The organism is Pseudomonas sp. ANT_J12, assembly GCF_008370045.1.
Taxonomy (GTDB): domain Bacteria; phylum Pseudomonadota; class Gammaproteobacteria; order Pseudomonadales; family Pseudomonadaceae; genus Aquipseudomonas.
Genome location: NZ_VOBN01000008.1, coordinates 76985 through 102236 on the forward strand (window position 1 = coordinate 76985; position 25252 = coordinate 102236).

Sequence of the window (25252 nt, forward strand, 5' to 3'; positions counted from 1 at the left end):
TCTCCCTGATCATTTCGCAGTGGCCGTCTTGAATTTAGTCCAGGTCCGCATGCGCGCTCGCATATCAGCCTGGGGAATGTCTTGGCCGGGAATCAGCCGCGCATAGGTGGCCTCATCAAGGTAGATATCCGGGTTGTTGCGCATCGTCGCATCGACATCCGGCCGGGCCTTGGCATTGGAAGTGGGATAGCCGGTGAAGTTACTGATGGCCGCCATGTTCTGCGGGCGCATGACGAAGTTGATGAACGCGTAGGCGTATTCCGGGTGTTGCGCGTCAACCGGAATCGCCATGGTGTCCATCCACACCGTGGTGCCTTCGCGGGGGATGCGGTACTGGAACGCAGTCTGCTTGCCGGCGCTGTCCGACGTCCGCTGCGCCTGGGTCATGTCGCCGCTGTAGCCGAGGGACAGGCACAGGTTACCGTTCACCAGGTCGGTCACTGGCTGCGACTGGAACTTGCGAATGTACGGCCGCAGTTTCATCAGTAGCTCACTCGCCGCCGCCAGGTCTTGCGGCTTGGCACTGCGCGGTTCGCGACCGAGGTAGTTGAGCACCACCGCCAGCACCTCGTCGGGCGAGTCGATCATCGAGATACCGCAATCGGCGAATTTGGCCGCCAGTTCCGGCTTGAACAACATGTCCAGGCTGTTAACCGGCGCATCCGGTGCGCGTTGTTTGATCTGCTCGGCGTTGTAGGTCAGGCCGATGGTGCCCCAGGTGTAGGGCACGGTGGCTGTTCTCGAGAACTCGTAATGAGAACGCAGTTTTTTCAAGCCGGGCTCGATGTCGCCCACAGCGGTGAGTTTGGCTTGGTCCAGCGGCAACAAGCTGTGGGCGCGCATTAAGCGTTCGGCCACGGTGTCACCGGGGAAGATCAGGTCGTAACCACTGCCGCCGGCGAGCATTTTCGCCTCCAGGGTTTCGCTGCCGTCCATGACGTCGTAGATCACCTTGATCCCGGTTTCAGCGGTGAATTTACTCAACGTGTCTTCGGCAAAATAATCGGCCCAGTTGTACAGCCGCAGGGTTTTCTCTTCAGCGTGCAGCGACGGCGCGACACACGCCAGTGCCAGGGCACCGAGCAGCAGTTGGTTGGCAATGCGCATGTTCAAACCCCTTGAGTCGCCCAGCGTGAATGAAGATGACGACCGTCCTGGCTCAGCAGCGCGCCGTACATGTCCGGGCGCCGGTCGCGGTAGATGCCCCAGCTCAGGCGCTCTTCGCGCATGGCGGCCAGGTCGAGGGTGTGGACCCGCACGCCGGTGCTGTCACGGTCGGCCTCGGCGAGCAATTTGCCCTTGTGGTTGCAGATGAACGAGGAGCCGTAGAAGTCCATTTGCAGGCCCGGATCGGTGGTCGCGACTTCGCGGCCGACCCGATTGGCCGCCACCACCGGCAGGATGTTCGCCGCCGCATGGCCGCGCATGGTCATCTGCCAGTGGTCGCGGGAATCGAGGGTGGCGCAGCCCGGTTCAGAGCCGATGGCGGTGGGAAACAGCAACACTTCGGCGCCCATTAATGCCAGGCAGCGCGCGGTCTCGGGGAACCACTGATCCCAGCAGATCCCCACGCCGAGGCGCCCGAACGCCGTGTCCCAGACCCGGAACCCGGTATCGCCGGGGCTGAAGTATTCCTTCTCCTGATAGCCGATGGCGTTGGGGATATGGGTCTTGCGATACACCCCCAACAGGCGCCCGTCGGCATCGGCCACGCTCAGGGAATTGAAGTAGGCATTGCCGGCCTTTTCAAACCAGCTCAGCGGCAGCACCACCCCCAATTCCTTGGCCAATGCGGCGAAGCGCTGGAGCACGTGGCTGTCGCGATATTCTTCGGCGAGTGCCAGATGTTTATGGCTTTGCTCGATGCAGAAATACGGCGTGGCAAACAGCTCTTGTAGCAGGATGACTTGCGCGCCTTTGGCCGCTGCCTCACGCACTAACTGTTCGGCTTGATCGAGGTTGTGTGGCAAGTCCCAGGTGCACGGCATCTGGGTGGTGGCAATCGTCAACAGGGTCATGGCTTCAACCCTCCACTGGCCAGGCCGGTTGTTGCTGGGTGATGCAATGCACCCCGCCGCCGCCATGGGCCAGGTGATTGATCCGCACCGGCACCACTTCGCGTCCCGGGAACGCCTGCGCCAAGACTTCGGCCGCCGCGTGGTCGGCGTCGATGCCATAGGCCGGCATGATGATCGCGCCGTTGGCGATGTAGAAGTTGGTGTACGAGGCACAAAACACTTCGGCTTCGGTGTCCACGGCGTCGCTGGCTTCGAACAGTTCGATCAGCTCGAACTTGCGGCCCTGGGCATCGGTGGCCAGCTCCAGGGCGCGGCGGTTCTCGCGGGCCACTTCGGCGTACACCGACTGCTTGTCGTGGGTCGCGTCCACCAGCAATACGCCAGGACGGGCGAAGGCGCAGACGCCATCGACGTGGCCATCGGTCATGTCGCCGGTCACGTAGTCCGGATCGCCCGGTAGCCAGATGGTTTTCTTCACCCCCAGCAGACGGCTGAAGATGTCTTCCATCTCGGCCTTGCTGGTGTCCGGGTTGCGATTGGCGTTGAGCAACACCGATTCGGTGGTGATCAGCGTGCCTTCGCCGTCGACATGAATCGCCCCGCCTTCGTTGCTCAGCGGTGTGCCGAAACACGGCAGGCCGAGGTGATTGAGTGCGCGGCGCGCCAGGCTTTCGTCGAGGTCGTGGGCCGACTTGCCGCCCCAGGCGTTGAAGCGCCAGCTCACACCGGCCAGGCCTTGTTGCGGGTGGCAGACGAAGCTCGGGCCGGAATCGCGGAACCAGCTGTCGTTCACCGCCAGCGGGATCAATTCGATGTTGCGGCCGCACAGCGCTTTAGCACTGGCGAGCGCCGACGGATCAACGACCATTTTCACCGGTTCGAAACGGGCGATGGCGTTAGCCACCCCGGAGAAATCCGCTTGCACCTGCGCCAAGGTGACGCGCCAACCGGACTCCCAAAGCGCTTGGTTGTGGGGCCACACCATCCAGGTCGCCGCATGCTTTACCCACTCTGCCGGCATCATCCAACCATTGTTGTTCTGTTGCATCACCAGTACCTTTTAGTTAAGACATTGTGTTCAATGAAATCTGTCTCGAAAGTCTTGGCATGCATGCTACGGCCGTAAAAACAGGCGAACAAACGATGGATTTAGTGGAAAACTGATTAGAGGAACTTATCGATATGCTCAAGCACTGGCCCCCGCTCAGTACCCTTCGCGGCTTTGAAGCCGCCGCTCGGCTGGGCAGTTTCCACAAGGCCGCCGCCGAGCTGAACCTGACCCAATCGGCGATCAGCCAGCAGATCCGCAGCCTTGAGGCCTACCTGGAACAGCCGCTGTTTTTGCGCAGTGGCCGCAGCGTCACCCTGACGGATGCCGGTCACGACCTGCTCAGCACCACCCAGGCGCTGCTTCAGCAATTGGCCGTGGGCATTCGTCGACTCGGGCAATACCAGAAGCCCAATCAACTGGTGCTCAACACCACGCCGGCGTTCGCCCGTCACTGGCTGCTGCCACGTCTGGGGGATTTTCGAAGTCAGCATCCGGAGGTGGATCTGTGGATCTACAGCACCGATGAAGTCCCGGACATGACCACCCAGACCATCGATGTGGCGGTGCGCGATGACATCAGCTCCCAAGCCGAATGCAGTTTCAAAGTGCTGCACGCCGACCGCCTCTACCCGGCGTGTCATCCGCGCCTATTGGCGCTGCCACCGGCACAACGCACCACGCTGCATGGCGAGCGGGAGATGGATTGGAGTCATTGGGCGGTGGAGTCCGGCATCGATGTCGGCCAGCAGGATCAGGGGCTTAACTTCTCCGATCCCGGCCTGCTGCTGGACGCTGCCTGCGCCGGACTGGGCATCGCCCTGGTCAGCGAATTACTCAGTGGTCAGGCACGGGCCAACGGGTCGTTGCAACCCTTGGTGGAGCAAACCATTCGTGGCCCGAACTGGGCGCTGCTGACCCACCGCGACAGTGAAACCAACGCGCGAAGTTTCAGTGAGTGGTTGCTGAGTCAGCTGGAAACGGCCTGACGGCGCTATTCATGCGAAATCCGGCAACAGTGTTTGTCCCATTGCCGGCTATTTGAGGGAAAGGCAAACCCCTAGCATCGTCTCTACCCGCTGAGCAAATAGCCCGGCAGGCAAAACAACTAACCTTGAACGAGACGGTGAACATCATGAAACTCTCAAACATTGCTCTGTTTTTTGCGCTTGTCGGTGTGGGCGCACACGCATTTGCAGACGAGGCTGATTCAACTAACGCGACCCGCCAGCCACCGGTTGAAAATTACGCTTACGGCATGAAACCCGACATCCAGAAAGTCATTTCGATTACCGACACTGGCAATGAGTGTGGCCCGGTCCCGGCGCAAATGACCTATGAAGATTCCGAGGGGAAACGCCACGTCATGGAATACCAAGTGATGGGCAGCGGCTGTTCTAACGGTTGAGGCCGGTGCAGACGATGGAGGGTCGACACTCCATACCTGCGGTCATCGTAACTTTGTTGAACCGACAATTTTTTCATCAGCAGCCAACAAGCCTGGAATGTAGGTTTTAAGAAATTCCACCCAGGTCTTTATTTTTGCGTCCACGAACTTGCGTGACGGGTAGATGGCAAAGATATTCAACTCTTCAAGATGATACTCAGGCAGTACACGCACCAGCGTGCCTGCTTTCAAGCCATCAACGGCCGAAGCAATCGGCTGGATACCGATGCCCATCCCGCTCAACAGCGCGACGGTCATGGCGTCTGCGGTGTTCACATGAAAGGGTGACAAGGGAACGGTCACCGTCTCCACGCCGTCCGGCCCCTCGAAAGCCCAGTTCTCTGCGGGCATCACCGTATTAACGATCTTCAAACAATCATGTGAAGCAAGAGCCGCCGGTGATTGCGGCGCTCCGCGTTTTTTCAAGTACGCGGGCGAAGCGCACAGGATGCTGTAGGTGATGCCCAGCCGCTGGGCGACAAACCCGGAATCGGGCAGATCCCGCGCCAGCACAATCGACATGTCATAGCCCTCCTCCAGCAAGTCCGGCAGCCGATTGGTCAGGGACAGATCGAACATGACCGAGGGTTGCGTCTCTCGGTACCTGGCGATGGCATCGATCACGTAGTGATTGCCGATGGCGGCCATCGCGTGAATCTTCAGCCGGCCAGCGGGCATGACTTGAGCAGTACCCGCTTCTTCATCCGCCTCACGGACCTCGTCGAGGATTTTCTCGCAGCGTTGCAAGTAGCGCGTACCGGCTTCGGTCAGCGCCAGGCGTCGGGTGGTGCGGTTGATCAGGCGGGTTTGCAGCCGCGCTTCAAGGCTGGAGACGGCTTTGGAAACGTTGGTGGTGGTGGTGTCCAGAATCTCGGCAGCCGCGGTGAAGCTGCCGCTTTGAGCGACCGTCATGAAAAAACGCATGGTCTGGAAAACGTCCATCGTTTACCTCTGGAGGATAGAAAAAAAGTAGTGGCGAACACCAAACCTGTGGCGAGGGAGCTTTTGTGGTGAGGGGGCAAGCCCACTCGCCACAAAAGCTCCCTCACCACAAGGTCAGTGTCAGGGCAGAGAATCCGGCGTTACGCCTGCTTCTTGCGTGGGATAAACCCGGGCACGCCAGTCTCCACCACCGAGTTGAATCGCACCCGCGTTGTAATCTCTTCCTTGATCTCACGCATGGCCCGCTGCGGCAAGGTAGCAATATCCATGTTCTCCTGAATATGGCTGGGTGTTGCCGAGGTCGTTAAAAACGCGACGCCCCGCTGTACCGACCAGGCCAACGCCACTTGCGCCGGGGTTTTCTGCAAGCGCTGGGCAATCCCGGTAATCACCGCGTCTTCCAGGACTTTCGGCTCCATGCCATGCCCCAGCGGCGCAAAGGCCAGGACGATGATTCCATGCTGCTGACAAAACTCCAGCAGTTCCCATTCCGGCAAGTAAGGATGGGCTTCAACCTGCACGACGGCGGGTTTGATCCGCGCTTGGGCCACGATCTCTTTCAAGGCCGGCAAGGTGATATCCGACAAGCCGATGGACTTGCACCGGCCTTCGTCCACCAGGCGTTCAAGTGCGCGCCACGTCTCGATCAAGGTCACGCCGCGATCATAGATCACATGCCCAAACGCATCCCTCGGGTCCTGGTTATCACCGGGCTCAAAGGCAAACGGCGTATGGATCAGATAGCAGTCGATGTAGTCAACCTGAAGCCGTCGGCAACTGGCCTCAAAGGCCGGTTCGACACGCTCGGGGCGATGGTTGGTGTTCCACAGTTTGGTGGTGATGAACACGTCCTCGCGCCGGACCTTACCGGCCGCCAACACTTCCTTTAAAGCAACGCCGACCAGGTCCTCGTTGCGATAGCGTTCCGCACAATCGAAATGGCGAAACCCGGCGTCCAGCGCATCCTTGACCGCTTGCGTCGTCACGCTCAGATCGCGAAACAGCGTGCCAAATCCAACGGCCGGCATCTGGCCGGAACCGTGATTCAGCGGGAATCGGGTATCGCGAAGTCCATCGTGAAAGGCTTCATATGACATGTCTTTACTCCACTACCTGAGGCCGCAGCCGTTATTGATACGAACGTTTCGGTGCGTCGCCAGACGCCACTTTCTGCTCGAACACACCCACGCAATTACCGCCGAGCGCCACATACAGGCGCACGGTGTCGAGGTATTGCGCGGTCTTCACTCTGATTTGCCCCAGCAGCGCCTGCTCATAGGCGCGCTCTGCCTCCAGCACTTGCAGGATGCTGTTCTCGCCTTGGGCGTAGGCTTGCTGGTTCAGCCGAAAACTGGTGTCGGCTGCGCGCAAGGCATCTTCCTGGGCGAGGTTTTGCTCGGCGTCATGGTTGATCGCTTGCAGGGTGTCGGCGACCTGGCCGAACGACTTGATGACCGTCTGCTGGTAGCCCGCGAGGGACGCCTGGTAGCCATCGACGGCGGCCTGGCGTTCAGCCTTGAGCGTGCCGCCATTGAAGATCGGCGCCGTGAGCCCCGCCGCGAAACCCCAGAGTGCAGCGCCGCCATTGCCGGAAGCGGCCTGGGCCAGCGACGCGGAAAGTTGTATGCGGGGATAGAGATTGGCGGTCGCCACGCCCACCGCCGCGCTGGCCATGTGCAGCTCGGCCTCGGCTTGCAGGACATCCGGGCGGTCGTGGGCCATTTCAGAAGGCAGACTGACCGGCACGTTGGACGGCAAGGTAAATTCGGCCAGTTCGAACTCCGGCGCAATCCAGTCACCCGGACCTTTGCCGGTCAGGATCGACAACGCGTGGCGCGCCGAATCACGCTGCTGCGCGAGGGGCGGCAACAGCGTGCGGTCCTGGGCGAGCCGGGTTTCAGCCAGCGACACATCGATCTGGGTGGTGGCACCACTAACGTTTGCCCGGCGCACGAGGTCGAGGTTCTTCGCGTCATTGGCCAGCAGCTTTTCAACCGCTTGCATCTGTGCGTTGGCAGAGGCCAGCAACAGTGCCTGGCTCGCGACGTCGCCGGTCAGGGTCAGGTACGCCGCCTCAAAGCGATGTTTTTGCAGCTCGGTGAACGCTTGCTGCTGTTCCACCAGCCGCTTGTTACCGCCAAAAGCGTCCAGGTCGAAGCCGACCCGCGGCCCGATTGCGTAGAAGTTGGAAACCGAGGCCTCGGGGGCATTGTGGGTGCGTTGGCGACCGGCCTGCGCCGCAAAATCGACTTGCGGATACAAGGCGCCCTCCGCCGCCGCGACCGAGGACGCCGCTTGCCGAATCGTTGCATCCGCCGCCACCAGCTCAAGATTGCCGTCGATGGCGCGCCGCACCAGCGCATCGAGCTTGGGCGAACGGAACGCCGTCCACCAATCACCGTCGAGTTTTTTACCAAGGACAATCTGCCGGGCCAGTCGCTGCTCGGCCTGCTGGTCATAGTGCTGCGACTCGCTCGGCGCTGGGGTTTTAAAGTCCGGGCCAACGGTGCAGGCGGAGAGGAACACCAGGAACGACATCGCCGCGACCAGATGTCTGTTGCTGAAAAGCGCATGAGTTTTCATTGGGCAGACTCCACGACAAGTTAGAAGGTCGGAACCGGTTTGCGAAGAAACAGAACCAGCGGGCTCACCACCAGCATGGCCACCATCAAAATCTTGAACTGGTCGATGACCGCGATAAACGCCGCCTGACCGGTGATCATTTCGTTGAGCCCGCCCAGTGCCTGCTGGGACATCCCATGGGCTTGGCCGCGATATGGCGTGATGTGGCTGGCCAGCGCCAAGTGCATCGCCTGGGTGTTGTTGAAGAAGAATGTTTGCACCACCGCCACGCCAATCGTGCTGCCGTAGACACGGGTCAGATTGAAAAAACCGCTGCCTTCGGGGCGCAGCCTGGGGTCGAGTGTGTTGAACGCCACCTTGCTGATCGCCGGCATCAGCACACCGAGGCCGACACCCTGGATCGCACCCGCCATCGCCACCGGCGGCCAGTCCATCAACGGCGAATAGCCGAGCATCAGCCAGTTGCCATACACCACCAGCGCGATGCCCGCCGCCACGAAGAATCGTTGGTCGAGGTGTGCGGGAACACGGCCCATCAGCAGGAAGGCCCCAACCAGCCCCACGCCGCGCGGGATCGTCAGGCAGCCGGTCAGTACTGGCGGGTAGCCGAGAATCTCGTCGAGCATCGGCGACGTCAGCGCCATGGTCGACAGCAGCACGAAACCGAGGGCGAAAAAGATGATCGTCGAGCACACGAAGGTGCGGTCCCGGAACAATCCCTTGTTGAGAAAGTGGGTGTTCGCGGTCAGTACGTGCACGACGAACAGGTACAGCCCGAGTGCCGCCGCCACCGCTTCCAGCCAGATTTCGGGCGAGGCAAACCAGTCCAGGCGCTCACCGCGATCGAGGAACATTTGCAGGCCGATCATGCCCAGGGTGAAGGTGCCGACGCCGAAGAAATCCAACGTTGGACGTTGCTCGGCTTTCTTCTTGGCCAGCAACAGCGTCACCACCAGAAAGATCCACGCCGACAACGGAACACTGACGTAGAACAGCGAACGCCAGCCGTGATACTCGCTGAGCCAACCGCCGATGCTCGGGCCGGTGGCGATGCCCAACAACACAATGGCGGTGAACACCGTGGCGAATTTTGCCCGCCGCGCTGCGGGCAATGTCTCCAGGGCAATCGCCATCGACAGCGGTGCCAGTACGCCACTCGCCACGCCTTGAACCATCCGTGCGCCAACGAACTCCAGCGAGGTGGTCGCCGCTGTGGCGAGCAGCAAGCCGAGGACGAAAATCGCCAACGCGGCCTGGTACACACGCTTCAAGCCAAAGCGCCCGGCGAGCCACTGCGCAACCGGCAAGGTAATGGCGCTGGCAGCGAGGTACGCGGTGAATATCCAGCCGGCCTGGTCGTCGGTCATCGACAGGCTGGCCTGAATAAACCGCAGCGCCGAGTTCGGCAGCGGCAGGTTCGCCGACTGCATATAGATCGCCAACAGCGCGGCGAACCTTAAGATTCCCGTGTTCATCAGCCATCACCCCGCCGTCAGCAACGATTTGAGCGGATGCCACCAAGGCGTGCGAAACCCGGTATCGACCTTGACCGTGGCGCTGGTGCCGGAGAACAGCGGCAGCGCCGGATCCACCTCATCGAGTTCCAGTCGCACCGGTACGCGCTGAACGACCTTGACCCAGTTGCCGGTCGCGTTTTCCGGCGGCAGCAAGGCGAAGTCCGCGCCGGCGCCGGGGCTCATGCTGGTGACGTGGGCTTTGAACAGGTGATCCGGGTAGGTATCGATACGGATCGTGGCTTCCTGGCCGGGGCGCATGTGCGTCACCTCCGTTTCGCGGAAATTGGCCTCGACCCAGACCTGGCGGTCGGACAGCAGCGCAAAGGCTGGCGCGCCGTTGTTGACGTAGTTGCCCACCTGCAAATCGTCGACCTTGGCAACGATGCCATCGTCCGGCGCATACACCGTGGCGTAGGAAAGGTAGAGCTGTGCTTCGTCGAGCTGCGCCCTGGCTTCATGCACTGTCGGGTGGTTGTCGGCATCGATGTTGGGATCACCGTTCAGCGCGACGACGGTACTGGCGATCTGTTGTTCGATCGACGCGATACGTTGCCGGGACACTTTGAGGTCGGTGTCGGCGCGCTCGTAAATGGCCCGAGAGACGAACTCGGTCGCGACCAGCGCTTTCTTGCGGGCAAATTCCTTTTGGTCGAAATCCGCCGACTCTTTGGCCGATTGCAGCTCAGCCTGTTGCTGGCGGTAACTGGCCTTGAGTCCATCGATGCGCAGCCGCGCCATGCTCAGCTGTGCCTGGGCACGGTCAACCGCGATCTGCAGGGGTTTCGGGTCGATCCGAAACAGCACCTGGCCCTTGCGAACCGACTGGTTGTCCTCGACCGCGATGTCCACCACTTGCCCGGAAATTCGCGCATTGATCGAGGCCTTGGCCACCCGGGCATAAGCGTTGTCAGTCGAAACAAAGGACTCGCCCGCGACGTAATGGGCATAGCCGACGGCGGCGAAAATGACCGGCACACCGATTATCAGCCAAGGTCGCAGTTTCTCTTTGAGCGGCTTGCTGATGGGCGCGTCCGGCCCTGGATGCTCGACGGCGGGTGACGCTGAGAGATCGAACTGTTTGGTCATGATCGAATACACCTGTAACCGGGAAATTGGGGACAGCATCCACATCAACAGCCATACCGTGCGCGGCCGGGAGGATCGCTCCACCGCGCCTGTTTCGTCGCCGCAACACCCTGTTCGAGCTCCGCTTCAACAAACCTTCAAGCCAAGGAATTTTTGGTTCCTTATTTTTGTGCGATGATGTAAGAATATCGGCGAGCCCATCATTCATCAAGAGTTTTATACGACATGGCACAAAAAAAGATTACCGAGGGAAAAGGTCGCGGCCGCCCTCGCGCGTATGACCCGCAGACTGCGCTGCAACAGGCGCTCGGGGTGTTCTGGAATACCGGTTATTCCGGCGCGTCCCTGGACAGCATCGCCACGGCGGCGGGCATGAATCGCCCCAGCCTCTATGCCGCGTTCGGCGACAAGCACGCGCTGTACATCAAGGCGCTCGAGCAATATTGGGAATTTGCCGCCGCCGACATGCACGAGGCGCTGACAGACACCTCACTCACCTTGCGCGAAGCGTTGATGCGCTTTTATGAGGGCCAGTTATCAATCTACTTTTCCGGCGAGGGCCAACCGCGAGGCTGTTTTGCGATTGGCACGGCCACCACCGAAGCGGTCGAGGATCAGGAAATACGCGACGTGCTGTCCGATCGGCTGAGCCGGCTGGATGCCGATCTTGAGGCGCGTCTGCAAACGGCAGTCACTGCCGGCGAATTGAAAGCCGATGCCGACCCGGCGGCCCTGGCGGTCCTCGCGTCATCCCTGCTGCACAGCATTTCGATACGCGCGCGAGCGGGCAAATCCCGGGCTGAATTGACGGAACTGGCGCGCAATGCGGTCAGCGTCATGTGCGGATGAGGGGCTTTTAAGGTGGGACTCGAAGACATTCTGGCCGAGCAACTCGCCGTGATTTTCTGCGGCATCAATCCGGGGATGATGGCGGCGGCCCAGGGTCATCATTTTGCCGGCCGGAGTAATCGCTTCTGGCGCACGCTGCATCTCGCCGGTTTTACTCCGCAGGAAGTGCGCCCGGAAAATGATCGGACGATCTTGCAGTACCAGTGTGGATTAACCGCCGTGGTTGATCGCCCCACGGCGCGCGCCGATCAACTGTCATTAAAGGAATTCAGCGCTGTCGCCGCGGACTTCGAACAGAAGATCACGCGTTATGCACCGCGCTTCGTGGCGTTTCTCGGCAAGGCCGCGTATGGCGCGTTAACTGGCCAACGGGAGATTGCTTGGGGGTTGCAGCCCAAGACCTTTGGCGGCGCGGCGGTGTGGATTCTGCCGAATCCGAGTGGACGAAACCTCGCGTTCACCCTGGATCAACTGGTGGACGCATACCGCCAGCTGTATTTAGCCGCGATCAATGAAGCAAGACTCCGGTAGCATTGCCCCCAAGGATCAATCCCCCCTCAAGGAAGCTTCAATGCTGTTCACCCAACGCTCGACCCACACCCCGCTTCTGCTGTGCCTGGCGATCTTCATCACGTTCTGGCTGGTGCAGCTCAACGCGTTCAACATCATCGTCTGGAGCTACAACTTCTGCCATTTCCTGTACGGCTTGTGCGCCGCACTGCTGTTGGGCTACGTGACGATTCCGACGCGGTTTTTCAAGCAGTCCCTGCGAGACAATTTCCATGCGCTGAAAACCGGCATCCCGTGGAGTCCCTGGGGCGGATTGATCATCGTGGTGTTCCTCTCGGCGTACAACGAGATGTACGTTGACCCGCGGGAGAACGGCATCCCGTTCAGCGCCGCCTACCAGAACTTTGTCGCCGATATGTTGGGCCTCGCGCTGTGCCTGATCCTCAGTCACTTCACCTTCCGCGACCGCCTGGGCAACACGCGAACGGACTATTCGACTGGCTCTGAAGTGAGCTCGATTCGCCCCGCGTGATCAATGCTGACTCATCAAGCCATGCATCACCCCGAACCGTAACCCCGGCTCGGACGGTGTCATGTGCGAGATGCCAAACACCTTGAACGCCGCCAGCATGACCACCAGGCCGCCGGGCAGGATGCTCAGCCGATGGGGTTGCAGCCCGGCCAGCTTGAGTTGTTTGACGTGCCCGACTTCGAGCAGACGCAGCGACAGGCGCAACAATCCGCCGTAGGTGATGCCGCTCTGGTCATCGTCGTTCAAGCCGTTGGCCTTGAGCACTTTGGCCAGCATCCGCGCGGTGCCGGACGAGCCGATGGTCTGCTGCCACCCCAATGCGCGATAACGCCGGGCGACTTTTTCGAATTGCAGCGAGGCCACGCGTTCGGCCTCCAGCAGAGCCTGGGCGGTGATGCGACCGCCATGAAAGTAGCGCGAGCCGAAGGTGCCGCTGCCGATGGCAATGCTCTCGGTGATCAGTGGCTGAGTGCCCCGGCCCAGAATCAACTCAGTGGAGCCGCCGCCAATGTCCACCACCAGCCGCTGACTCTCTGCACCCGGCAGCGTGTGGGCCACACCGGCGTACACCAGTTGTGCCTCTTCCTGCCCGGTGATCACGTCAATCCGAAACCCCAGGTGCCGCTCGGCGCTGGCCAGGAACAGCTGCGCATTATCGGCTTCGCGCACCGCGCTGGTGGCCACGGCCCGTACCCGGCACGACTCAAAGCCACGCAGCTTCTTGCCAAATCGCGCGAGCGCCTGCCAACCGCGATCCAGCGCCAGCTCATCGAGCGCCCCACCCTGGAATCCCTCGGCCAGCCGCACCGGTTCACGCAGGGTTTTCACTTCCTGGATGACGAACCGCTGGTTCCGTTTGACCGACTGGCCAATCATCATGCGAAACGCATTCGACCCCAGGTCAATGGCCGCAAACAGAGAGGCGTCACCTTTCATGGTAGGAATTCCTGGCAGATTCATCGGCCCGCCATCGGAGCCTGGAAGACGGTTTGTGAAGAGCTTGCCATGGCCTAGGTGACACGAAGATGACAGCGCCTGCGCAAAGTCCTACGGCTGTTTCGTCACGACTTCGTCATATCTCCCGGAATACCATCGCCCACGCCATCTTCCACGGGAGCGTCCCACCATGCTTGCGAACAACGACACCCTGATACAGCGAATCCACCGCGAGCTGCTCGATCACAGCGACGAAGAGCTGGAACTGGAACTGCTCGAGGACGGCCACAACCTCGATGAGCTGTTTGACGGTCACGTCGACGAAGGTAGCGAAAAGGAAGAGAGACGCCGCTATTTCAGCGAATTGTTCCGCCTGCAAGGCGAGCTGGTGAAGCTGCAAAGCTGGGTGGTCAAGACCGGGGCCAAGGTGGTGATTCTGTTCGAAGGCCGCGATGCCGCCGGCAAGGGCGGTGTGATCAAGCGCATCACCCAGCGCCTCAATCCTCGGGTCTGCCGTGTCGCCGCCCTGCCCGCCCCGAATGATCGCGAACAAACCCAGTGGTACTTTCAGCGCTACGTCTCGCACCTGCCGGCAGCCGGCGAAATCGTGCTGTTCGACCGCAGCTGGTACAACCGCGCCGGGGTCGAAAAAGTCATGGGGTTTTGCAATGACGATCAGTACGAAGAGTTTTTCCGCACGGTGCCGGAGTTCGAACGGATGCTCGCCCGTTCCGGCATTCAGTTGATCAAATACTGGTTTTCGATTTCCGACCAGGAACAGAACCTGCGCTTTCTCAGCCGCATCCACGACCCGCTCAAGCAATGGAAACTCAGCCCCATGGACCTGGAGTCCCGCCGGCGCTGGGAAGCCTATACCAAGGCCAAGGAGATCATGCTTGAACGCACCCACATCAGCGAGGCGCCGTGGTGGGTGGTGCAAGCCGACGACAAGAAAAAGGCCCGCCTCAACTGCATCAACCACCTGCTCGGGCAAATGCCCTATGAAGAAGTCGAACAGCCGACTATCCAGCTGCCGCAACGGGTGCGCCAGGAAGATTACTCGCGCAACCCGACGCCACCGGAACTGATCGTGCCGCAAGTCTATTAAACGTCATCATTCTGTAACCTGAGGGCGTCAATACTCAGGTCATACACCGCGTGCTTTTTTTATGGCTGCCTTAACCGGCGGCTTTTTTTTGCCTGTTGTTCAGGGTGCCGGATAGCCTTCAACCTGATCCGGCCAAGAGGTCAGCACTTCGAAGCCGTCATCCGTCACCGCCACCATGTGCTCCCACTGCGCCGACAGCGACAGATCCTTGGTCACCACCGTCCAGGCGTCCGCCAGGGTTTTCACGTGGCGTTTGCCGGCGTTGAGCATCGGTTCGATGGTGAAGATCATCCCGGTTTTGAGCTTCAGGCCCTGGCCCGGATAGCCGTAGTGCAAGACCTGCGGTTCATCGTGGTAGACCTTGCCGATGCCATGCCCGCAGTACTCGCGCACCACGCTGTAACCGTCGCGCTCGGCGACACTCTGGATCGCGTGGCCGATGTCGCCCAGGGTCGCGCCGGGGCGCACCACGCGGATACCGGCACACATCGCTTCATAGGTGGTCTGCACCAGGCGGCGCGCCTCCGGGCTCGGTTCGCCGACGAAGTACATGCGGCTGGTGTCGCCGTACCAGCCATCCTTGACCACGGCAATGTCGATATTGACGATGTCGCCGTCCTTCAGCACCTGAGGCGACGGGATGCCGTGACACACCACTTCGTTGACCGAGGCACACACGGTTTTCGGAAAACCGTGATAGCCGACGTTGCCGGGAATGGCTTTTTGCACGTTGACGATGTAGTCGTGACACATCCGGTCGATGTCGTCGGTGGTGACCCCGGCCTTGATGTGCGGCGTGATCATCGCCAGCACTTCGGCCGCGAGTTTGCCGGCGATGCCGGACTGGGCGATTTGTGCCGGGGAATTGATCGGGACGCCTGCTTTCACTGCACGGTTCATTGCACGGCTCCGGCGACGGCGGGCGACGCTTCGGCGAGTGCGCATACCTGTTGCAAATCGAGGCCGCCGGCTTGTTCGGCACGGATCAGCAAACGGCAGATGGCGTTGTGGTCCAGATCGGGATGCAGCTCGGCGAGCATCCCGATGCGCATCCAGTGTTCGGCCTGAGCGTTGATCGAGCGGCTCAGCGCATTGCTGGCGACGCGCAGATTCTCATGCATGTCTTCTGAAATTTTGACGATTCCCACAAATCCACCCGATATGAAATGCATATGAAACGTATACTACTTGACTCCAGACGGATGTCGCAAACCCCGATTAGCGTTTTTCTGTCCTGCGGCGCTTTCGCTTGGGCACAATCGATCTAAAACGCCCGCGCCGGGCATCAGGTGATGGGCTATTCTGAAGTGGTAGGTGAAGACGCAGACTGATGCGCAAGAGGATAGCGAGAACGCGTGGGGCGCGCTCCGAAGGGTACACGGTTAGAAAGATCTCCGCGCTGAGATCCAGCCCTTATGCCGTGTGAGGCAGTGACGCACAAAACGTTGCTGTGAGAGGCCTGATAAATCTCGTAAGCCGGAGACCAGCACCGGCCACCTACTCACATTCCAAAGCCCGCCTTGTGCGGGCTTTTTCATGGCGTATCGATCCTGGCCTTGATGGCATGCCCCGCCAAACGCCACAGACTAAAAAGCCCGGCTGAACCGGGCTTTTTCACGTTTCAAGCACCCTCGCCAAGCGGCGAGGCACTGTGCTTACTGAACGTTGTTCAGCTTGATCACATCACCCGAAACCTTGGTGGTGTAACCGGTCAGGACGTAGGCCCAGAACCAGTTTTCCTGCACCTGGGTGTTGATCATGGCGTCGCCGCCCTTGGCCTTGATCGCCGCGTCTTGTGCGCGAACGAAACGGTTGTTCTGCTTGATCGGGATGCAACCGAGCAACAGCATGCCAGTGGCGGTCGCTTCGCTGTGGCCCAGGACAGTGTATTGGCTGCTGTCATAGTGCTGGGTCTTCATCGCGGTGCCGGTGCAACCTGCCAAAACCAGACCGAACAAAACAACGGCAACCACTTTACTGAGGTAATTCACGGTGTAACTCCATTAGAAGAAGCCGGGATCCGTCTCCCGAGCGGCGCATACTCTAACGGACGTAGTGGCAAATTGGTATCGCCGCTGCAACTTCCCTTTCAAATGGCTGACTGGACCACACCTCGCTCCTCCAGCAAACGCACAAACATGGTCAGGCTTTGCGACACCGTGCCGCGACGCCACACCAGCCAGGTGCGCAAATAACGGAAGGATTCCGACAGCGGCCAGATACTCACGGTGGTGCAGCCGGGCATGCTGTCGAGCATGCTGCGGGGCATCAGCGCCAGCCCGGCCCCGGCGCTGACGCAGGCGAGCATGCCGTGATAGGACTCCATCTCGAAGATCTTGCCGGGCACCGAGGCATCCTGGTTGAACCAGCTTTCGAAGTGGTGGCGGTACGAACAATTGGAGCGAAACGCATAGATGTTTTCGCCGTTGACGTCCCGCGCGCGGTGGATCGGCGCATGGTTGAGCGGTGCGATCACCACCATCTCTTCCTCGAACGCCGGCACGCCTTCCAGCGCCGGGTGCAGCACCGGGCCATCGACGAATGCGGCGGCCAATCGCCCCGAAAGCACACCGTCGATCATGGTCCCCGAAGGACCAGTGGACAGGTCCAGCTCAACCTTGGCGTGCTTCTGGTTGTAGGCGGCCAACAGCTCGGGAATCCGCACCGCCGCCGTGCTCTCCAGCGAACCCAGCGGGAAAGACCCTTGCGGCTCTTCACCGGCCACCGTGGCCCGGGCTTCCTGGACCAGGTCGAGGGTGCGCCGGGCGTAGTCGAGAAAACTCCAGCCGGCCGGCGACAGGCGCAAGCGGCTTTTCTCGCGGATAAACAGGTCAACCCCCAGATCCTGCTCCAGTTGCTTGATCCGCGTGGTCAGGTTCGACGGCACCCGGTGGATGTGCTGGGCCGCCGCGCTGATGCTGCCGTGCTCGGCGACGGCCTTGAAAATTTCGAGCTGGACCAGATCCAAGTCATTCTCCAAACGTGAACGTTGCGCTCAGTATTATTCAGTTTCCAGAAAACTACCACCGCCGTAACCTGAGCGCATCCCCACCCAGCAGGACGGTGCCATGACCCAGGTTTCCAGTCACACCCATGCGATTTCGATCAACCCCGCCACGGGCGAGCAGATCGGTCACTACCCTTTCGAATCCGCCGCGGCACTGGACGCCGCCCTTGCCCGCGCCGCCGCCGGGTTCAAGGCCTGGCGCCGCACGCCGGTCGAACAGCGCGCGCAATCGCTGATCGCCCTGGCTCAAGCCCTACGAGATGACGCGCAAAACCTGGCACACATGATCACCCTGGAAATGGGCAAGCCCACCACCCAGGCCCGGGGTGAAATCGAAAAATGTGCGCAATTGTGCGAGTGGTACGCCGAACACGGCCCCGCCATGCTCAGTGCCGAGCCGACGCTGGTTGAAGGTGGCAAGGCGCGCATTGAATACCGTCCGCTGGGGCCGATTCTGGCCGTGATGCCGTGGAACTTCCCGATCTGGCAGGTGCTGCGTGGCGCCGTTCCAGCGCTGATCGCCGGTAACACCTACGTGCTGAAACACGCGCCCAACGTCATGGGTAGCGCTTATCTGCTGCGCGACGCGTTCCAACGCGCCGGTTTCGCCGACGGTGTGTTTGAAGTGATCAACGTCACGCCGGAGGGTGTTTCCACGGCGATCAAAGATCCACGCATCGCCGCCGTCACCCTCACCGGCAGCGTGCGCGCCGGCATGGCCATCGGCGCCCAGGCCGGTGCCGCCCTGAAGAAGTGTGTGCTGGAACTGGGCGGTTCCGATCCGTTTATTGTGCTCAACGACGCTGACCTCGACGACGCCGTCAAAGCCGCCGTGATTGGCCGCTACCAGAACACCGGGCAAGTCTGCGCGGCAGCCAAGCGCTTGATCGTCGAGCAAGGCGTTGTCGAAGAATTCACCCGCAAGTTTGTCGAGGCGACGCGCCAACTGGTGGTCGGCGATCCGCAGTCCAGCGCCACTTACATCGGCCCCATGGCCCGTTTTGATCTGCGCGATGAGCTGGACCAGCAAGTCCGCGACACCCTGGAAGAAGGCGCGACCTTGCTGCTGGGCGGCCAAAAGGCTGAAGGCCCTGGCAACTTTTATGAGCCGACCGTGTTCAGTAACGTCACCGACCAGATGACCTCGTTCAAACAGGAACTGTTTGGCCCGGTCGCCTCGATCATTACCGCCCGGGATGCCGAGCATGCCGTGGCGCTGGCCAATGACAGCGAGTTCGGCCTGGCGTCGACGATCTACACGCGCAATCTCGATCTCGCCAAACAGATGGCCGACGAGCTGGAAACCGGCGGCGTGTTCATCAATGGCTACTGCGCCAGTGACCCGCGCGTCACCTTCGGCGGCGTGAAGAAAAGCGGCTTTGGCCGTGAGCTGTCGCACTTCGGTGTGCGGGAGTTCTGCAACGCGCAGACGGTGTGGCTGGATCGCCGCTGATTGCACCGACATGCCTGGGAGCGTTTAGCTCCCGGGTTTAATTCAGATTGGCGGATTGCCCGGCCCTGGTCGAACAAACCATTGCCCGGTAATCCGCCCACCCCAGTGCTCCCCTTCCTGCTCCTGCTCCAACGTGAACCCCACGTCTTCATACAGCTTGCGCGCCGCATCCAGACCTTTGAACGTCCACAGCCGCGTTGCCGTAAAACCGCATTCGTCACAAAACCGCATGGCTTCAGCCAGCAAGCGCTTCCCGGCGCCTTGGCCCCGCGCGCTGTCATCCAGAATGAAACAACGCAGCACCGCGCCCCCCTCTTCGCCTTCACCATCGATGGCAATCGAACCGACGATGCGTTCGCCGTCCAGCGCCGCCCACACCTCATTGCGCGGGTTGTGCAGACGCCCCATCAATTCGGCCATGTCGGAGGCGACCAGGCTTTCGAACGGCTGACCGAAGTTCGCGACTTTGGCGTAGTAGCAGGCATGCATTTCGACGATGCGGCCGATGATGCCGGGACGGTAGCCCCGAGCAATCTGCAACGTCACCTTGGGCGGTTCGGTGCCCAGGCGTTGGGATTGCAGGGCTACAGCGTAATGGCCCAGGCCTTCACTGACGGCCTGTTGTTGCGCCGGGCTCAAGTGCGTCATGGCGGCACCGACCCGTTGGTTGGCGAAGGCATCCACCGCGCGCAAGGTCTGGCGGCCCTGGTCCGTGAGTTGCAGTTTTTTCGAACGTGCGTCCTGCTCATTCGGCACTTCTTCGATCTCGCCGGCCTCGATGAGCTTGCGCACCATGCGGCTGACGCTGGATTTTTCCAGGCCGAGCAGCGCCACCAGTTCCACGGCGGTCAGCGATTCGCGGTTGCCCAGTTCCACGAGGGTGTGCACGGAGGACGGCGGATAGTCGGTCGCCGCCAGGGTCGCCTGCATAAAACCCAACTCTCGCACCATCAGGCGCGACGCCGAACGAACGTGGTGGATCAGGTTGGAATCGGTCACGGCGCACACCTCCTGGGAAACAGTTATTTAGTTGTATTGCACAACAAAATATCCGTCAATCGAGGCGAGCGGTGTGATGACCGTCCGTAACCCTGCCCAAGGGCGCCCTGCGGCTTAACTATCCTTAACCACACAGAGCAATCCGGAGCCGGGATCTTGATAAGGAGCAGCCACTTCAACCGAGTACCCCATCATGAAAATGCTACTGACGGTCGAGTTCCCACCTGAACCTTTCAACACGCTGGTGCGCGCCGGCAAAGTCGGTGAAATCATCGGGCGCGTGCTGGAAAGCCTTAAACCCGAAACGGTCTACTTCACTGAACAGGACGGCAAGCGCGGCGGGATTTTGCTGATCGACGTGCAGGACGCCTCCGACATCCCGCGTTTCTCCGAACCGTTCTTTCTCAACTTCCAGGCCAGCTGCAAATTCCGCATCGCCATGAGCCCGCAGGATCTGCAAAAGGCCGATCTGGAGGCGCTCGGCAAAACCTGGGGCTGATCAGGCCCGGCGTCCGCGACTGGCCAATGCAATGGCGAGCGCGACGACCATCAGCGCGGCGGCCACCGCAAACGTCATCCGCAGACCGGCAGCGACGGCTTCGGGGGCGGCCGTCGTCAGGTCGGTCGTCGCCGAAGCGAAGGCAAACACGGCACCGATCACCGAGGCACCGGTGATCAACCCGAGATTGCGCGACAAGCTGAGCAGGCCGGACATCACGCCGCGCTGCTCCGACGGTACGTCCAGCATCACCACGGTGTTGTTGGCGGCCTGGAACAGCTGATAACCCGGGGTCAGGATGACGATGGCCGTCACGTAGCCTGCCAGACCGAACCACGCCGGCAACACGGACAGCGCAATTGAACCCGCCGCCATGGCGACCAGCCCGAGGATGACCATGCCCGACGCGCCGAACCGGTCAACCACCCGCCCCGCCGGCAAGCCACTCAACGCGGAGATGACCGGACCGATCGACATCACCACACCGACCACGGCCAGGTTGAGTCCAAGCCCACGGGAAAGGTAGAACGGCCCGACCACCAGCGTTGCCATCATCACCGTCGACACCAACACGTTGGTGGCGAGGCTCCCGCTCAGCGATGCATCGCGGAACATCGCCAAACGGATCAACGGCGAATCCACCGTCGACTCGACGAACACGAAGAGGCCGGTGCCCAAAACAGCCACGCACAGCAGCGCCACATTGAGCACACCAAAACTGCCCCGGCCCAGGGTCATGGCGAGGGAATAGGCAGCCAGCGTCAACGCCAGCAGCAACGTGCCCACAGGGTCGAAACCACCACGCTTCGGCTCTCGACGATCGGCTGGCAGATACAGCCAGGCGAGCGAGAACGTCAGAATCCCCAGCGGCACGTTGATCAGGAATATCGCCTGCCAGCCGAACCCGGCGATCAGCACGCCGCCCAGGGATGGACCAAGCGCGGTGCCAATCGCCGACATCGTCCCCAGCAAGCCCATGGCACTACCGGTCCTTTCCTTCGGCACCGTTTCGCCGATAAACGCCAGGGTCAGCGCCATCATGATCGCGGCGCCGAGGCCCTGTAAGGCGCGGGCGCTGATCAGCAACCAAAGCGAGGGCGCAAGGCCGCACAAGGCTGAAGCCAGGGTGAACAACGCGATGCCCGTCAGCAGCAAGCGACGGCGGCCGATGAGGTCACCGAGCCGTCCGACGCTGACGATCAAGGTGGTAATGGCGAGCAGATAGGCGAGGACGATCCACTGCACGGCCTGAAAGGACGCGCCGAACACTTCGGCTAACGCCGGCAAACCAACATTGGCGATGCTGGTGCCCAGCGATGACAACAGCATCGACAACGACAGGCTGGCGAGCACCCAACGCACCGAAGGTGTCCGTTGTGCACTGGCGGCGAGGGTCTGATCGGGGTGGGTCATGAAGGTGAGCTCCTTGGCTGGCTGTCCACAGCGTACGGCCCGTCCTGACAAGGCGGAAGACGCACCGTTTGCACATTACTTGTGCACCAGACGCCATATCCCGTGCTAACGTCGCCACATGTCGATGCCCGATCTCAACTTGCTTATCACCCTGGATGTTCTGCTCACAGAAGGCAGCGTCACGCGCGCCGCCAAGCGACTGCGGCTAAGCCCGTCGGCGATGAGCCGGGCGCTGGCGCGCTTGCGTGAAACCACCGGCGATCCGCTGCTGGTCCGGGCCGGCCGCGGCCTCGTGCCCACGCCCCGCGCGCTCGAATTGCGCGAACGAGTCAGTCAACTGGTGCAAGACGCCGAAGCGATCCTGCGCCCCGTCGAGCAGCTCAATCTGCAGCAATTGGTGCGCACCTTCACCGTGCGCACCAGTGACGGTTTTGTGGAGACGTTCGGCCCGGACCTGCTGGCTCGCATCAGCGAAGAAGCGCCGGGGGTGCGGTTGCTGTTCGTGCAGAAACCGAACAAGGACAGCACACCCTTGCGCGATGGGACGGTGGACATGGAGACCGGCGTGGTCGGAACGTCGATGGCGCCGGAGCTGCGAGCGCAGGCGTTGTTCCGCGACCGTTTTATTGGCGTGGTACGCCTGGAGCATCCGCTAAGCCAGGGCGACATGACCCCGGCCCGGTATGCGGCTGGCCGGCACATCGGCGTGTCGCGACGGGGCCCGGAGAAAGGGCCGACGGCGATTGATGACGCCTTGGCTGCGCTCGGGCTGGAGCGCGAGATTGTCACCGTCGTCGGCGGTTTCTCTACCGCACTGGCGCTGGTTCGCTCCTGCGACCTGATCGCCAGCGTGCCGGAACGCCATACCGCCAGCCTGCGTGCCGGCCTGCACAGTTTCGCCCTTCCGGTTGCCATCCCGCCGATCACCGTGTCCCTGCTCTGGCACCCCCGGCTCGATGCCGACCCGGCGCATCGCTGGTTGCGGGGGTGTATTCGGGAGGTGTGTGCCGAGCCGCTGTTGTAGCCCGCAACACAGCTTCTGTGGCGAGCGGCTTTTGTGGCGAGGGGGCTTGCCCCCGTTCGGCTGCGAAGCAGTCGTATAACCAGGCGACTCGGTTAGCCTGAAAAATAGTAGGGGGCCGCTTCGCGACCCAACGGGGGCAAGCCCCCTAGCCACAAAAGGCTCCCTTGGCCACAAACACATTCCTTGACCACAAAAGTCGTCCCCAGCCTGCAAAAAACAGCTCCTCCCGCACGTCTTTATAAGATCTTTATCCCCCCGCCCCCAATCCTGATAACAACTTACCAGCCATCCCTCTAGGCTTTTCCTCAATGCAGGAGGAAACGCCATGGACTTTATCTTTGTGGTACTCGGTGCGCTGCTTTTCGTCAGCCTGATCGGTCTGGCCCGTGGCTGCGCGGCGCTCAACAGGAGGCGGTCATGACCGGTTTCTATCTGTTCGGCGGCATCATCGCGGCCGGGTTGCTGGTGTACCTGGTCGCCGCGCTGTTCTTTCCGGAGGACTTCCTATGACCACGCAAGCCTGGATCCTCCTCGGGGCTTTTTTGCTGGTGCTGGGTCTGTTGGCTTGGCCCCTCGGACGCTGGCTGACCACGGTGATGGAGGGTCGGTTTGCCCTCGGCGCGCGTATTGAATCGCCGCTGTATCGCCTGGCCGGGGTCACGCCCGAAGCGCAGATGAGCTGGCTGCAATACGCCCTCGCCCTGATCCTGTTCAACGCCCTGGGATTGCTGGTTGTTTACGCGCTGCAACGCTTGCAAGGCGTGCTGCCGTTCAACCCCCAAGGCTTCGGCGCCGTGACGCCAGACTCTTCGTTCAACACCGCCGCCAGTTTCGTCACCAACACCGACTGGCAAGGTTATGGCGGCGAATCGACGATGAGCTACCTGACCCAAATGCTCGCGCTGACCGTGCAGAACTTCCTCTCCGCCGCCACCGGCATCGTCGTGGCGGTGGCGCTGATTCGCGGCTTCGCCCGCCACAGCGCCAACAGCATTGGCAATGCCTGGGCTGACCTGACCCGCATCACATTGTGGGTGCTGCTGCCGCTGTCGCTGATCTTCGCGTTGTTCTTGGTCAGCCAAGGCGCGATCCAGAATCTTGACCCCTACAAGGACGTCTCGACGCTGGAAGTCATGCAGTACCAGGCGCCAGTACTCAACGACGCCGGTCAACCGAAACTTGACGCTCAGGGCAGCCCCGTCACCGTGGCCGCCAGCACCGACAAGCAAACCATCGCCATGGGCCCGGTCGCCTCGCAAGAAGCGATCAAGATACTCGGCACCAACGGCGGCGGCTTCTTCAATGCCAACTCGGCGCATCCGTTTGAGAACCCCACCGCGCTGACCAATTTCCTGCAACTGATCGCGATCTTCCTGATCCCGACCGCGCTGTGCTTCGTGTTCGGCCACATCGTCGGTGACATCCGCCAAGGCTGGGCGTTGCTGGCGACGATGACGATCATCTTCGTGGTCGCGGTGATCGCCGTCACCCACTACGAACAACTGGGCAATCCGCAGTTTTCCGCGCTGGGCATCGACACAGCGGCGGGCAATATGGAGGGCAAGGAACTGCGCTTCGGCATCAGCGCCTCCAGCCTGTTCGCCGCCGTGACCACCGCCGCGTCCTGTGGAGCGGTCAACGCCATGCACGACTCGTTCACCCCACTGGGCGGCGCGGTGCCGCTGGTGCTGATGCAACTGGGTGAAGTGGTGTTCGGCGGCACCGGCTCGGGGCTGTACGGAATGTTGGTGTTCGCAATTCTCGCGGTGTTTATCGCCGGTTTGATGATTGGCCGCACACCTGAATATTTGGGCAAAAAGATCGAAGCCTACGAGATGAAAATGGTCGCCATCGCGATTCTGGTGACGCCGTTGCTGGTGCTGTTCGGCACCGCCATCGCGGTCATGGCCGAGGCCGGCCGGCTGGGGATCGCCAACCCGGGTGCCCACGGGTTTTCGGAAATCCTCTACGCCTTCTCCTCGGCCGCCAACAACAACGGCAGCGCCTTCGCCGGGTTGTCGGCCAACACGCCGTTCTACAACACGATGCTGGCGATCGTTGCCTGGTTTGGCCGCTTCGGCGTGATCGTCCCGGTGCTCGCCATCGCTGGCAGCCTGGCGGCGAAGAAACGCCTGGCGGTCACCGGCGGCACCATGCCGACCCACGGCATGTTGTTCGTGGCGCTGCTGATCGGCACGGTGTTGCTGGTCGGTTTGCTGAACTACGTGCCGGCGCTCGCGCTCGGGCCCGTCGTCGAACACCTCAACCTGATCAAGTGAGA

General features: G+C 61.3%; 26 protein-coding genes. 11 read left to right on the plus strand and 15 right to left on the minus strand.

Annotated elements, in window-relative coordinates:
• Positions 1 to 9: 9 nt before the first annotated feature.
• The 3 genes from FQ192_RS18185 to FQ192_RS18195 are packed head-to-tail and all read right to left on the minus strand — an operon-like array spanning position 10 to position 3066.
• A complete protein-coding gene (locus FQ192_RS18185; protein WP_149659806.1) occupies positions 10 to 1107 on the minus strand; it encodes an extracellular solute-binding protein in 1098 nt (365 codons plus the stop codon).
• Between the two features lie 2 nt (positions 1108 to 1109).
• The gene (aguB, locus tag FQ192_RS18190) at positions 1110 to 2018 is read right to left on the minus strand and encodes an N-carbamoylputrescine amidase (RefSeq protein ID WP_149659807.1); all 909 of its coding nucleotides are present in this window, start codon (positions 2016 to 2018) and stop codon (positions 1110 to 1112) included.
• A gap of 4 nt (positions 2019 to 2022) precedes the next feature.
• Positions 2023 to 3066 carry an agmatine/peptidylarginine deiminase gene (locus FQ192_RS18195; RefSeq protein ID WP_149659808.1) on the minus strand — a complete coding sequence of 348 codons (1044 nt, stop codon included), beginning with the start codon at positions 3064 to 3066 and terminating at the stop codon, positions 2023 to 2025.
• A gap of 134 nt (positions 3067 to 3200) precedes the next feature.
• Here FQ192_RS18195 and FQ192_RS18200 point away from each other — a divergent pair, with 134 nt between their 5' ends.
• Positions 3201 to 4055: a LysR family transcriptional regulator gene (locus tag FQ192_RS18200; protein WP_149659809.1), complete on the plus strand. Its 855-nt coding sequence runs from the start codon at positions 3201 to 3203 to the stop codon at positions 4053 to 4055.
• Positions 4056 to 4201: 146 nt separating this feature from the next.
• A complete protein-coding gene (locus tag FQ192_RS18205) occupies positions 4202 to 4474 on the plus strand; it encodes a DUF2790 domain-containing protein (protein ID WP_149659810.1) in 273 nt (90 codons plus the stop codon).
• A gap of 42 nt (positions 4475 to 4516) precedes the next feature.
• Here FQ192_RS18205 and FQ192_RS18210 read toward each other — a convergent pair whose 3' ends face one another.
• From FQ192_RS18210 to FQ192_RS18230, 5 genes are all read right to left on the minus strand, one after another.
• Positions 4517 to 5455 carry a LysR family transcriptional regulator gene (locus FQ192_RS18210; RefSeq protein ID WP_149659811.1) on the minus strand — a complete coding sequence of 313 codons (939 nt, stop codon included), beginning with the start codon at positions 5453 to 5455 and terminating at the stop codon, positions 4517 to 4519.
• Positions 5456 to 5595: 140 nt separating this feature from the next.
• Complete coding sequence (locus FQ192_RS18215; protein ID WP_149659812.1) at positions 5596 to 6552, minus strand: aldo/keto reductase; 957 nt, start codon at positions 6550 to 6552, stop codon at positions 5596 to 5598.
• Positions 6553 to 6583: 31 nt separating this feature from the next.
• Positions 6584 to 8038 (minus strand): efflux transporter outer membrane subunit, encoded by a 1455-nt coding sequence (locus FQ192_RS18220; protein ID WP_149659813.1) that lies wholly within the window; start codon positions 8036 to 8038, stop codon positions 6584 to 6586.
• 20 nt (positions 8039 to 8058) lie between these two features.
• Positions 8059 to 9513, minus strand: coding sequence for a DHA2 family efflux MFS transporter permease subunit (locus FQ192_RS18225; protein WP_149659814.1), 1455 nt, complete (start codon positions 9511 to 9513; stop codon positions 8059 to 8061).
• Between the two features lie 6 nt (positions 9514 to 9519).
• On the minus strand, positions 9520 to 10641 hold the full coding sequence (locus FQ192_RS18230) for an HlyD family secretion protein (RefSeq protein WP_149659815.1): 1122 nt from the start codon (positions 10639 to 10641) through the stop codon (positions 9520 to 9522).
• Between the two features lie 225 nt (positions 10642 to 10866).
• Between FQ192_RS18230 and FQ192_RS18235 the strand changes: the two genes are divergently transcribed.
• The 3 genes from FQ192_RS18235 to FQ192_RS18245 are packed head-to-tail and all read left to right on the plus strand — an operon-like array spanning position 10867 to position 12532.
• Positions 10867 to 11490, plus strand: coding sequence for a TetR/AcrR family transcriptional regulator (locus tag FQ192_RS18235; RefSeq protein WP_149659816.1), 624 nt, complete (start codon positions 10867 to 10869; stop codon positions 11488 to 11490).
• A gap of 12 nt (positions 11491 to 11502) precedes the next feature.
• On the plus strand, positions 11503 to 12021 hold the full coding sequence (gene mug / locus FQ192_RS18240) for a G/U mismatch-specific DNA glycosylase (RefSeq protein WP_149659817.1): 519 nt from the start codon (positions 11503 to 11505) through the stop codon (positions 12019 to 12021).
• A gap of 40 nt (positions 12022 to 12061) precedes the next feature.
• Entirely contained in the window at positions 12062 to 12532 is a 471-nt protein-coding gene (locus tag FQ192_RS18245; protein WP_149659818.1) for a hypothetical protein, read from the plus strand.
• On the opposite strand, the gene FQ192_RS18250 is transcribed toward FQ192_RS18245, so the two are convergent.
• Positions 12533 to 13468, minus strand: coding sequence for a Ppx/GppA family phosphatase (locus tag FQ192_RS18250; protein ID WP_149659819.1), 936 nt, complete (start codon positions 13466 to 13468; stop codon positions 12533 to 12535).
• Between the two features lie 190 nt (positions 13469 to 13658).
• Between FQ192_RS18250 and ppk2 the strand changes: the two genes are divergently transcribed.
• Positions 13659 to 14576, plus strand: coding sequence for a polyphosphate kinase 2 (gene ppk2, locus FQ192_RS18255; protein WP_149659820.1), 918 nt, complete (start codon positions 13659 to 13661; stop codon positions 14574 to 14576).
• 99 nt (positions 14577 to 14675) lie between these two features.
• On the opposite strand, the gene map is transcribed toward ppk2, so the two are convergent.
• From map to FQ192_RS18275, 4 genes are all read right to left on the minus strand, one after another.
• The gene (gene map, locus FQ192_RS18260; protein ID WP_372242350.1) at positions 14676 to 15476 is read right to left on the minus strand and encodes a type I methionyl aminopeptidase; all 801 of its coding nucleotides are present in this window, start codon (positions 15474 to 15476) and stop codon (positions 14676 to 14678) included.
• On the minus strand, positions 15473 to 15724 hold the full coding sequence (locus tag FQ192_RS18265) for a ParD-like family protein (protein ID WP_149659821.1): 252 nt from the start codon (positions 15722 to 15724) through the stop codon (positions 15473 to 15475). Before FQ192_RS18265 ends, map begins: the two co-directional genes overlap by 4 nt.
• Positions 15725 to 16231: 507 nt before the next feature.
• Complete coding sequence (locus FQ192_RS18270; protein ID WP_149659822.1) at positions 16232 to 16567, minus strand: hypothetical protein; 336 nt, start codon at positions 16565 to 16567, stop codon at positions 16232 to 16234.
• Positions 16568 to 16665: 98 nt separating this feature from the next.
• Positions 16666 to 17544 (minus strand): LysR family transcriptional regulator, encoded by an 879-nt coding sequence (locus tag FQ192_RS18275; protein WP_149659823.1) that lies wholly within the window; start codon positions 17542 to 17544, stop codon positions 16666 to 16668.
• A 100-nt stretch (positions 17545 to 17644) separates the two neighbouring features.
• On the opposite strand from FQ192_RS18275, the gene FQ192_RS18280 reads away from it, so the two are divergent.
• Positions 17645 to 19036, plus strand: a complete 1392-nt coding sequence (locus tag FQ192_RS18280) for an aldehyde dehydrogenase family protein (RefSeq protein WP_149659824.1) — start codon at positions 17645 to 17647, stop codon at positions 19034 to 19036.
• Between the two features lie 42 nt (positions 19037 to 19078).
• Here FQ192_RS18280 and FQ192_RS18285 read toward each other — a convergent pair whose 3' ends face one another.
• The gene (locus FQ192_RS18285) at positions 19079 to 19987 is read right to left on the minus strand and encodes a bifunctional helix-turn-helix transcriptional regulator/GNAT family N-acetyltransferase (RefSeq protein ID WP_149659950.1); all 909 of its coding nucleotides are present in this window, start codon (positions 19985 to 19987) and stop codon (positions 19079 to 19081) included.
• A gap of 241 nt (positions 19988 to 20228) precedes the next feature.
• Between FQ192_RS18285 and FQ192_RS18290 the strand changes: the two genes are divergently transcribed.
• Complete coding sequence (locus FQ192_RS18290; protein WP_149659825.1) at positions 20229 to 20534, plus strand: panthothenate synthetase; 306 nt, start codon at positions 20229 to 20231, stop codon at positions 20532 to 20534.
• On the opposite strand, the gene FQ192_RS18295 is transcribed toward FQ192_RS18290, so the two are convergent.
• Positions 20535 to 21947 carry an MFS transporter gene (locus tag FQ192_RS18295; protein WP_149659826.1) on the minus strand — a complete coding sequence of 471 codons (1413 nt, stop codon included), beginning with the start codon at positions 21945 to 21947 and terminating at the stop codon, positions 20535 to 20537.
• Between the two features lie 118 nt (positions 21948 to 22065).
• Here FQ192_RS18295 and FQ192_RS18300 point away from each other — a divergent pair, with 118 nt between their 5' ends.
• From FQ192_RS18300 to kdpA, 3 genes are all read left to right on the plus strand, one after another.
• Positions 22066 to 22971, plus strand: a complete 906-nt coding sequence (locus FQ192_RS18300; protein WP_149659827.1) for a LysR family transcriptional regulator — start codon at positions 22066 to 22068, stop codon at positions 22969 to 22971.
• Between the two features lie 417 nt (positions 22972 to 23388).
• Positions 23389 to 23481, plus strand: coding sequence for a K(+)-transporting ATPase subunit F (gene kdpF / locus FQ192_RS18310; RefSeq protein WP_123402870.1), 93 nt, complete (start codon positions 23389 to 23391; stop codon positions 23479 to 23481).
• A complete protein-coding gene (gene kdpA, locus FQ192_RS18315) occupies positions 23478 to 25250 on the plus strand; it encodes a potassium-transporting ATPase subunit KdpA (RefSeq protein WP_149659828.1) in 1773 nt (590 codons plus the stop codon). The genes kdpF and kdpA overlap by 4 nt, the downstream gene beginning before the upstream one ends.
• Positions 25251 to 25252 lie beyond the last annotated feature (2 nt).

What these genes read in the sequence shown, in the direction of transcription:
- FQ192_RS18185 (WP_149659806.1), bottom strand. Translation starts at nt 1,107, where the DNA reads ATGCGCATTGCCAACCAACTGCTGCTCGGTGCCCTGGCACTGGCGTGT.
- aguB (WP_149659807.1), bottom strand. Translation starts at nt 2,018, where the DNA reads ATGACCCTGTTGACGATTGCCACCACCCAGATGCCGTGCACCTGGGAC.
- FQ192_RS18195 (WP_149659808.1), bottom strand. Translation starts at nt 3,066, where the DNA reads ATGCAACAGAACAACAATGGTTGGATGATGCCGGCAGAGTGGGTAAAG.
- FQ192_RS18200 (WP_149659809.1), top strand. Translation starts at nt 3,201, where the DNA reads ATGCTCAAGCACTGGCCCCCGCTCAGTACCCTTCGCGGCTTTGAAGCC.
- FQ192_RS18205 (WP_149659810.1), top strand. Translation starts at nt 4,202, where the DNA reads ATGAAACTCTCAAACATTGCTCTGTTTTTTGCGCTTGTCGGTGTGGGC.
- FQ192_RS18210 (WP_149659811.1), bottom strand. Translation starts at nt 5,455, where the DNA reads ATGGACGTTTTCCAGACCATGCGTTTTTTCATGACGGTCGCTCAAAGC.
- FQ192_RS18215 (WP_149659812.1), bottom strand. Translation starts at nt 6,552, where the DNA reads ATGTCATATGAAGCCTTTCACGATGGACTTCGCGATACCCGATTCCCG.
- FQ192_RS18220 (WP_149659813.1), bottom strand. Translation starts at nt 8,038, where the DNA reads ATGAAAACTCATGCGCTTTTCAGCAACAGACATCTGGTCGCGGCGATG.
- FQ192_RS18225 (WP_149659814.1), bottom strand. Translation starts at nt 9,513, where the DNA reads ATGAACACGGGAATCTTAAGGTTCGCCGCGCTGTTGGCGATCTATATG.
- FQ192_RS18230 (WP_149659815.1), bottom strand. Translation starts at nt 10,641, where the DNA reads ATGACCAAACAGTTCGATCTCTCAGCGTCACCCGCCGTCGAGCATCCA.
- FQ192_RS18235 (WP_149659816.1), top strand. Translation starts at nt 10,867, where the DNA reads ATGGCACAAAAAAAGATTACCGAGGGAAAAGGTCGCGGCCGCCCTCGC.
- FQ192_RS18245 (WP_149659818.1), top strand. Translation starts at nt 12,062, where the DNA reads ATGCTGTTCACCCAACGCTCGACCCACACCCCGCTTCTGCTGTGCCTG.
- FQ192_RS18250 (WP_149659819.1), bottom strand. Translation starts at nt 13,468, where the DNA reads ATGAAAGGTGACGCCTCTCTGTTTGCGGCCATTGACCTGGGGTCGAAT.
- ppk2 (WP_149659820.1), top strand. Translation starts at nt 13,659, where the DNA reads ATGCTTGCGAACAACGACACCCTGATACAGCGAATCCACCGCGAGCTG.
- map (WP_372242350.1), bottom strand. Translation starts at nt 15,476, where the DNA reads ATGAACCGTGCAGTGAAAGCAGGCGTCCCGATCAATTCCCCGGCACAA.
- FQ192_RS18280 (WP_149659824.1), top strand. Translation starts at nt 17,645, where the DNA reads ATGACCCAGGTTTCCAGTCACACCCATGCGATTTCGATCAACCCCGCC.
- FQ192_RS18285 (WP_149659950.1), bottom strand. Translation starts at nt 19,987, where the DNA reads ATGGTGCGAGAGTTGGGTTTTATGCAGGCGACCCTGGCGGCGACCGAC.
- FQ192_RS18290 (WP_149659825.1), top strand. Translation starts at nt 20,229, where the DNA reads ATGAAAATGCTACTGACGGTCGAGTTCCCACCTGAACCTTTCAACACG.
- FQ192_RS18295 (WP_149659826.1), bottom strand. Translation starts at nt 21,947, where the DNA reads ATGACCCACCCCGATCAGACCCTCGCCGCCAGTGCACAACGGACACCT.
- FQ192_RS18300 (WP_149659827.1), top strand. Translation starts at nt 22,066, where the DNA reads ATGTCGATGCCCGATCTCAACTTGCTTATCACCCTGGATGTTCTGCTC.
- kdpF (WP_123402870.1), top strand. Translation starts at nt 23,389, where the DNA reads ATGACCGGTTTCTATCTGTTCGGCGGCATCATCGCGGCCGGGTTGCTG.
- kdpA (WP_149659828.1), top strand. Translation starts at nt 23,478, where the DNA reads ATGACCACGCAAGCCTGGATCCTCCTCGGGGCTTTTTTGCTGGTGCTG.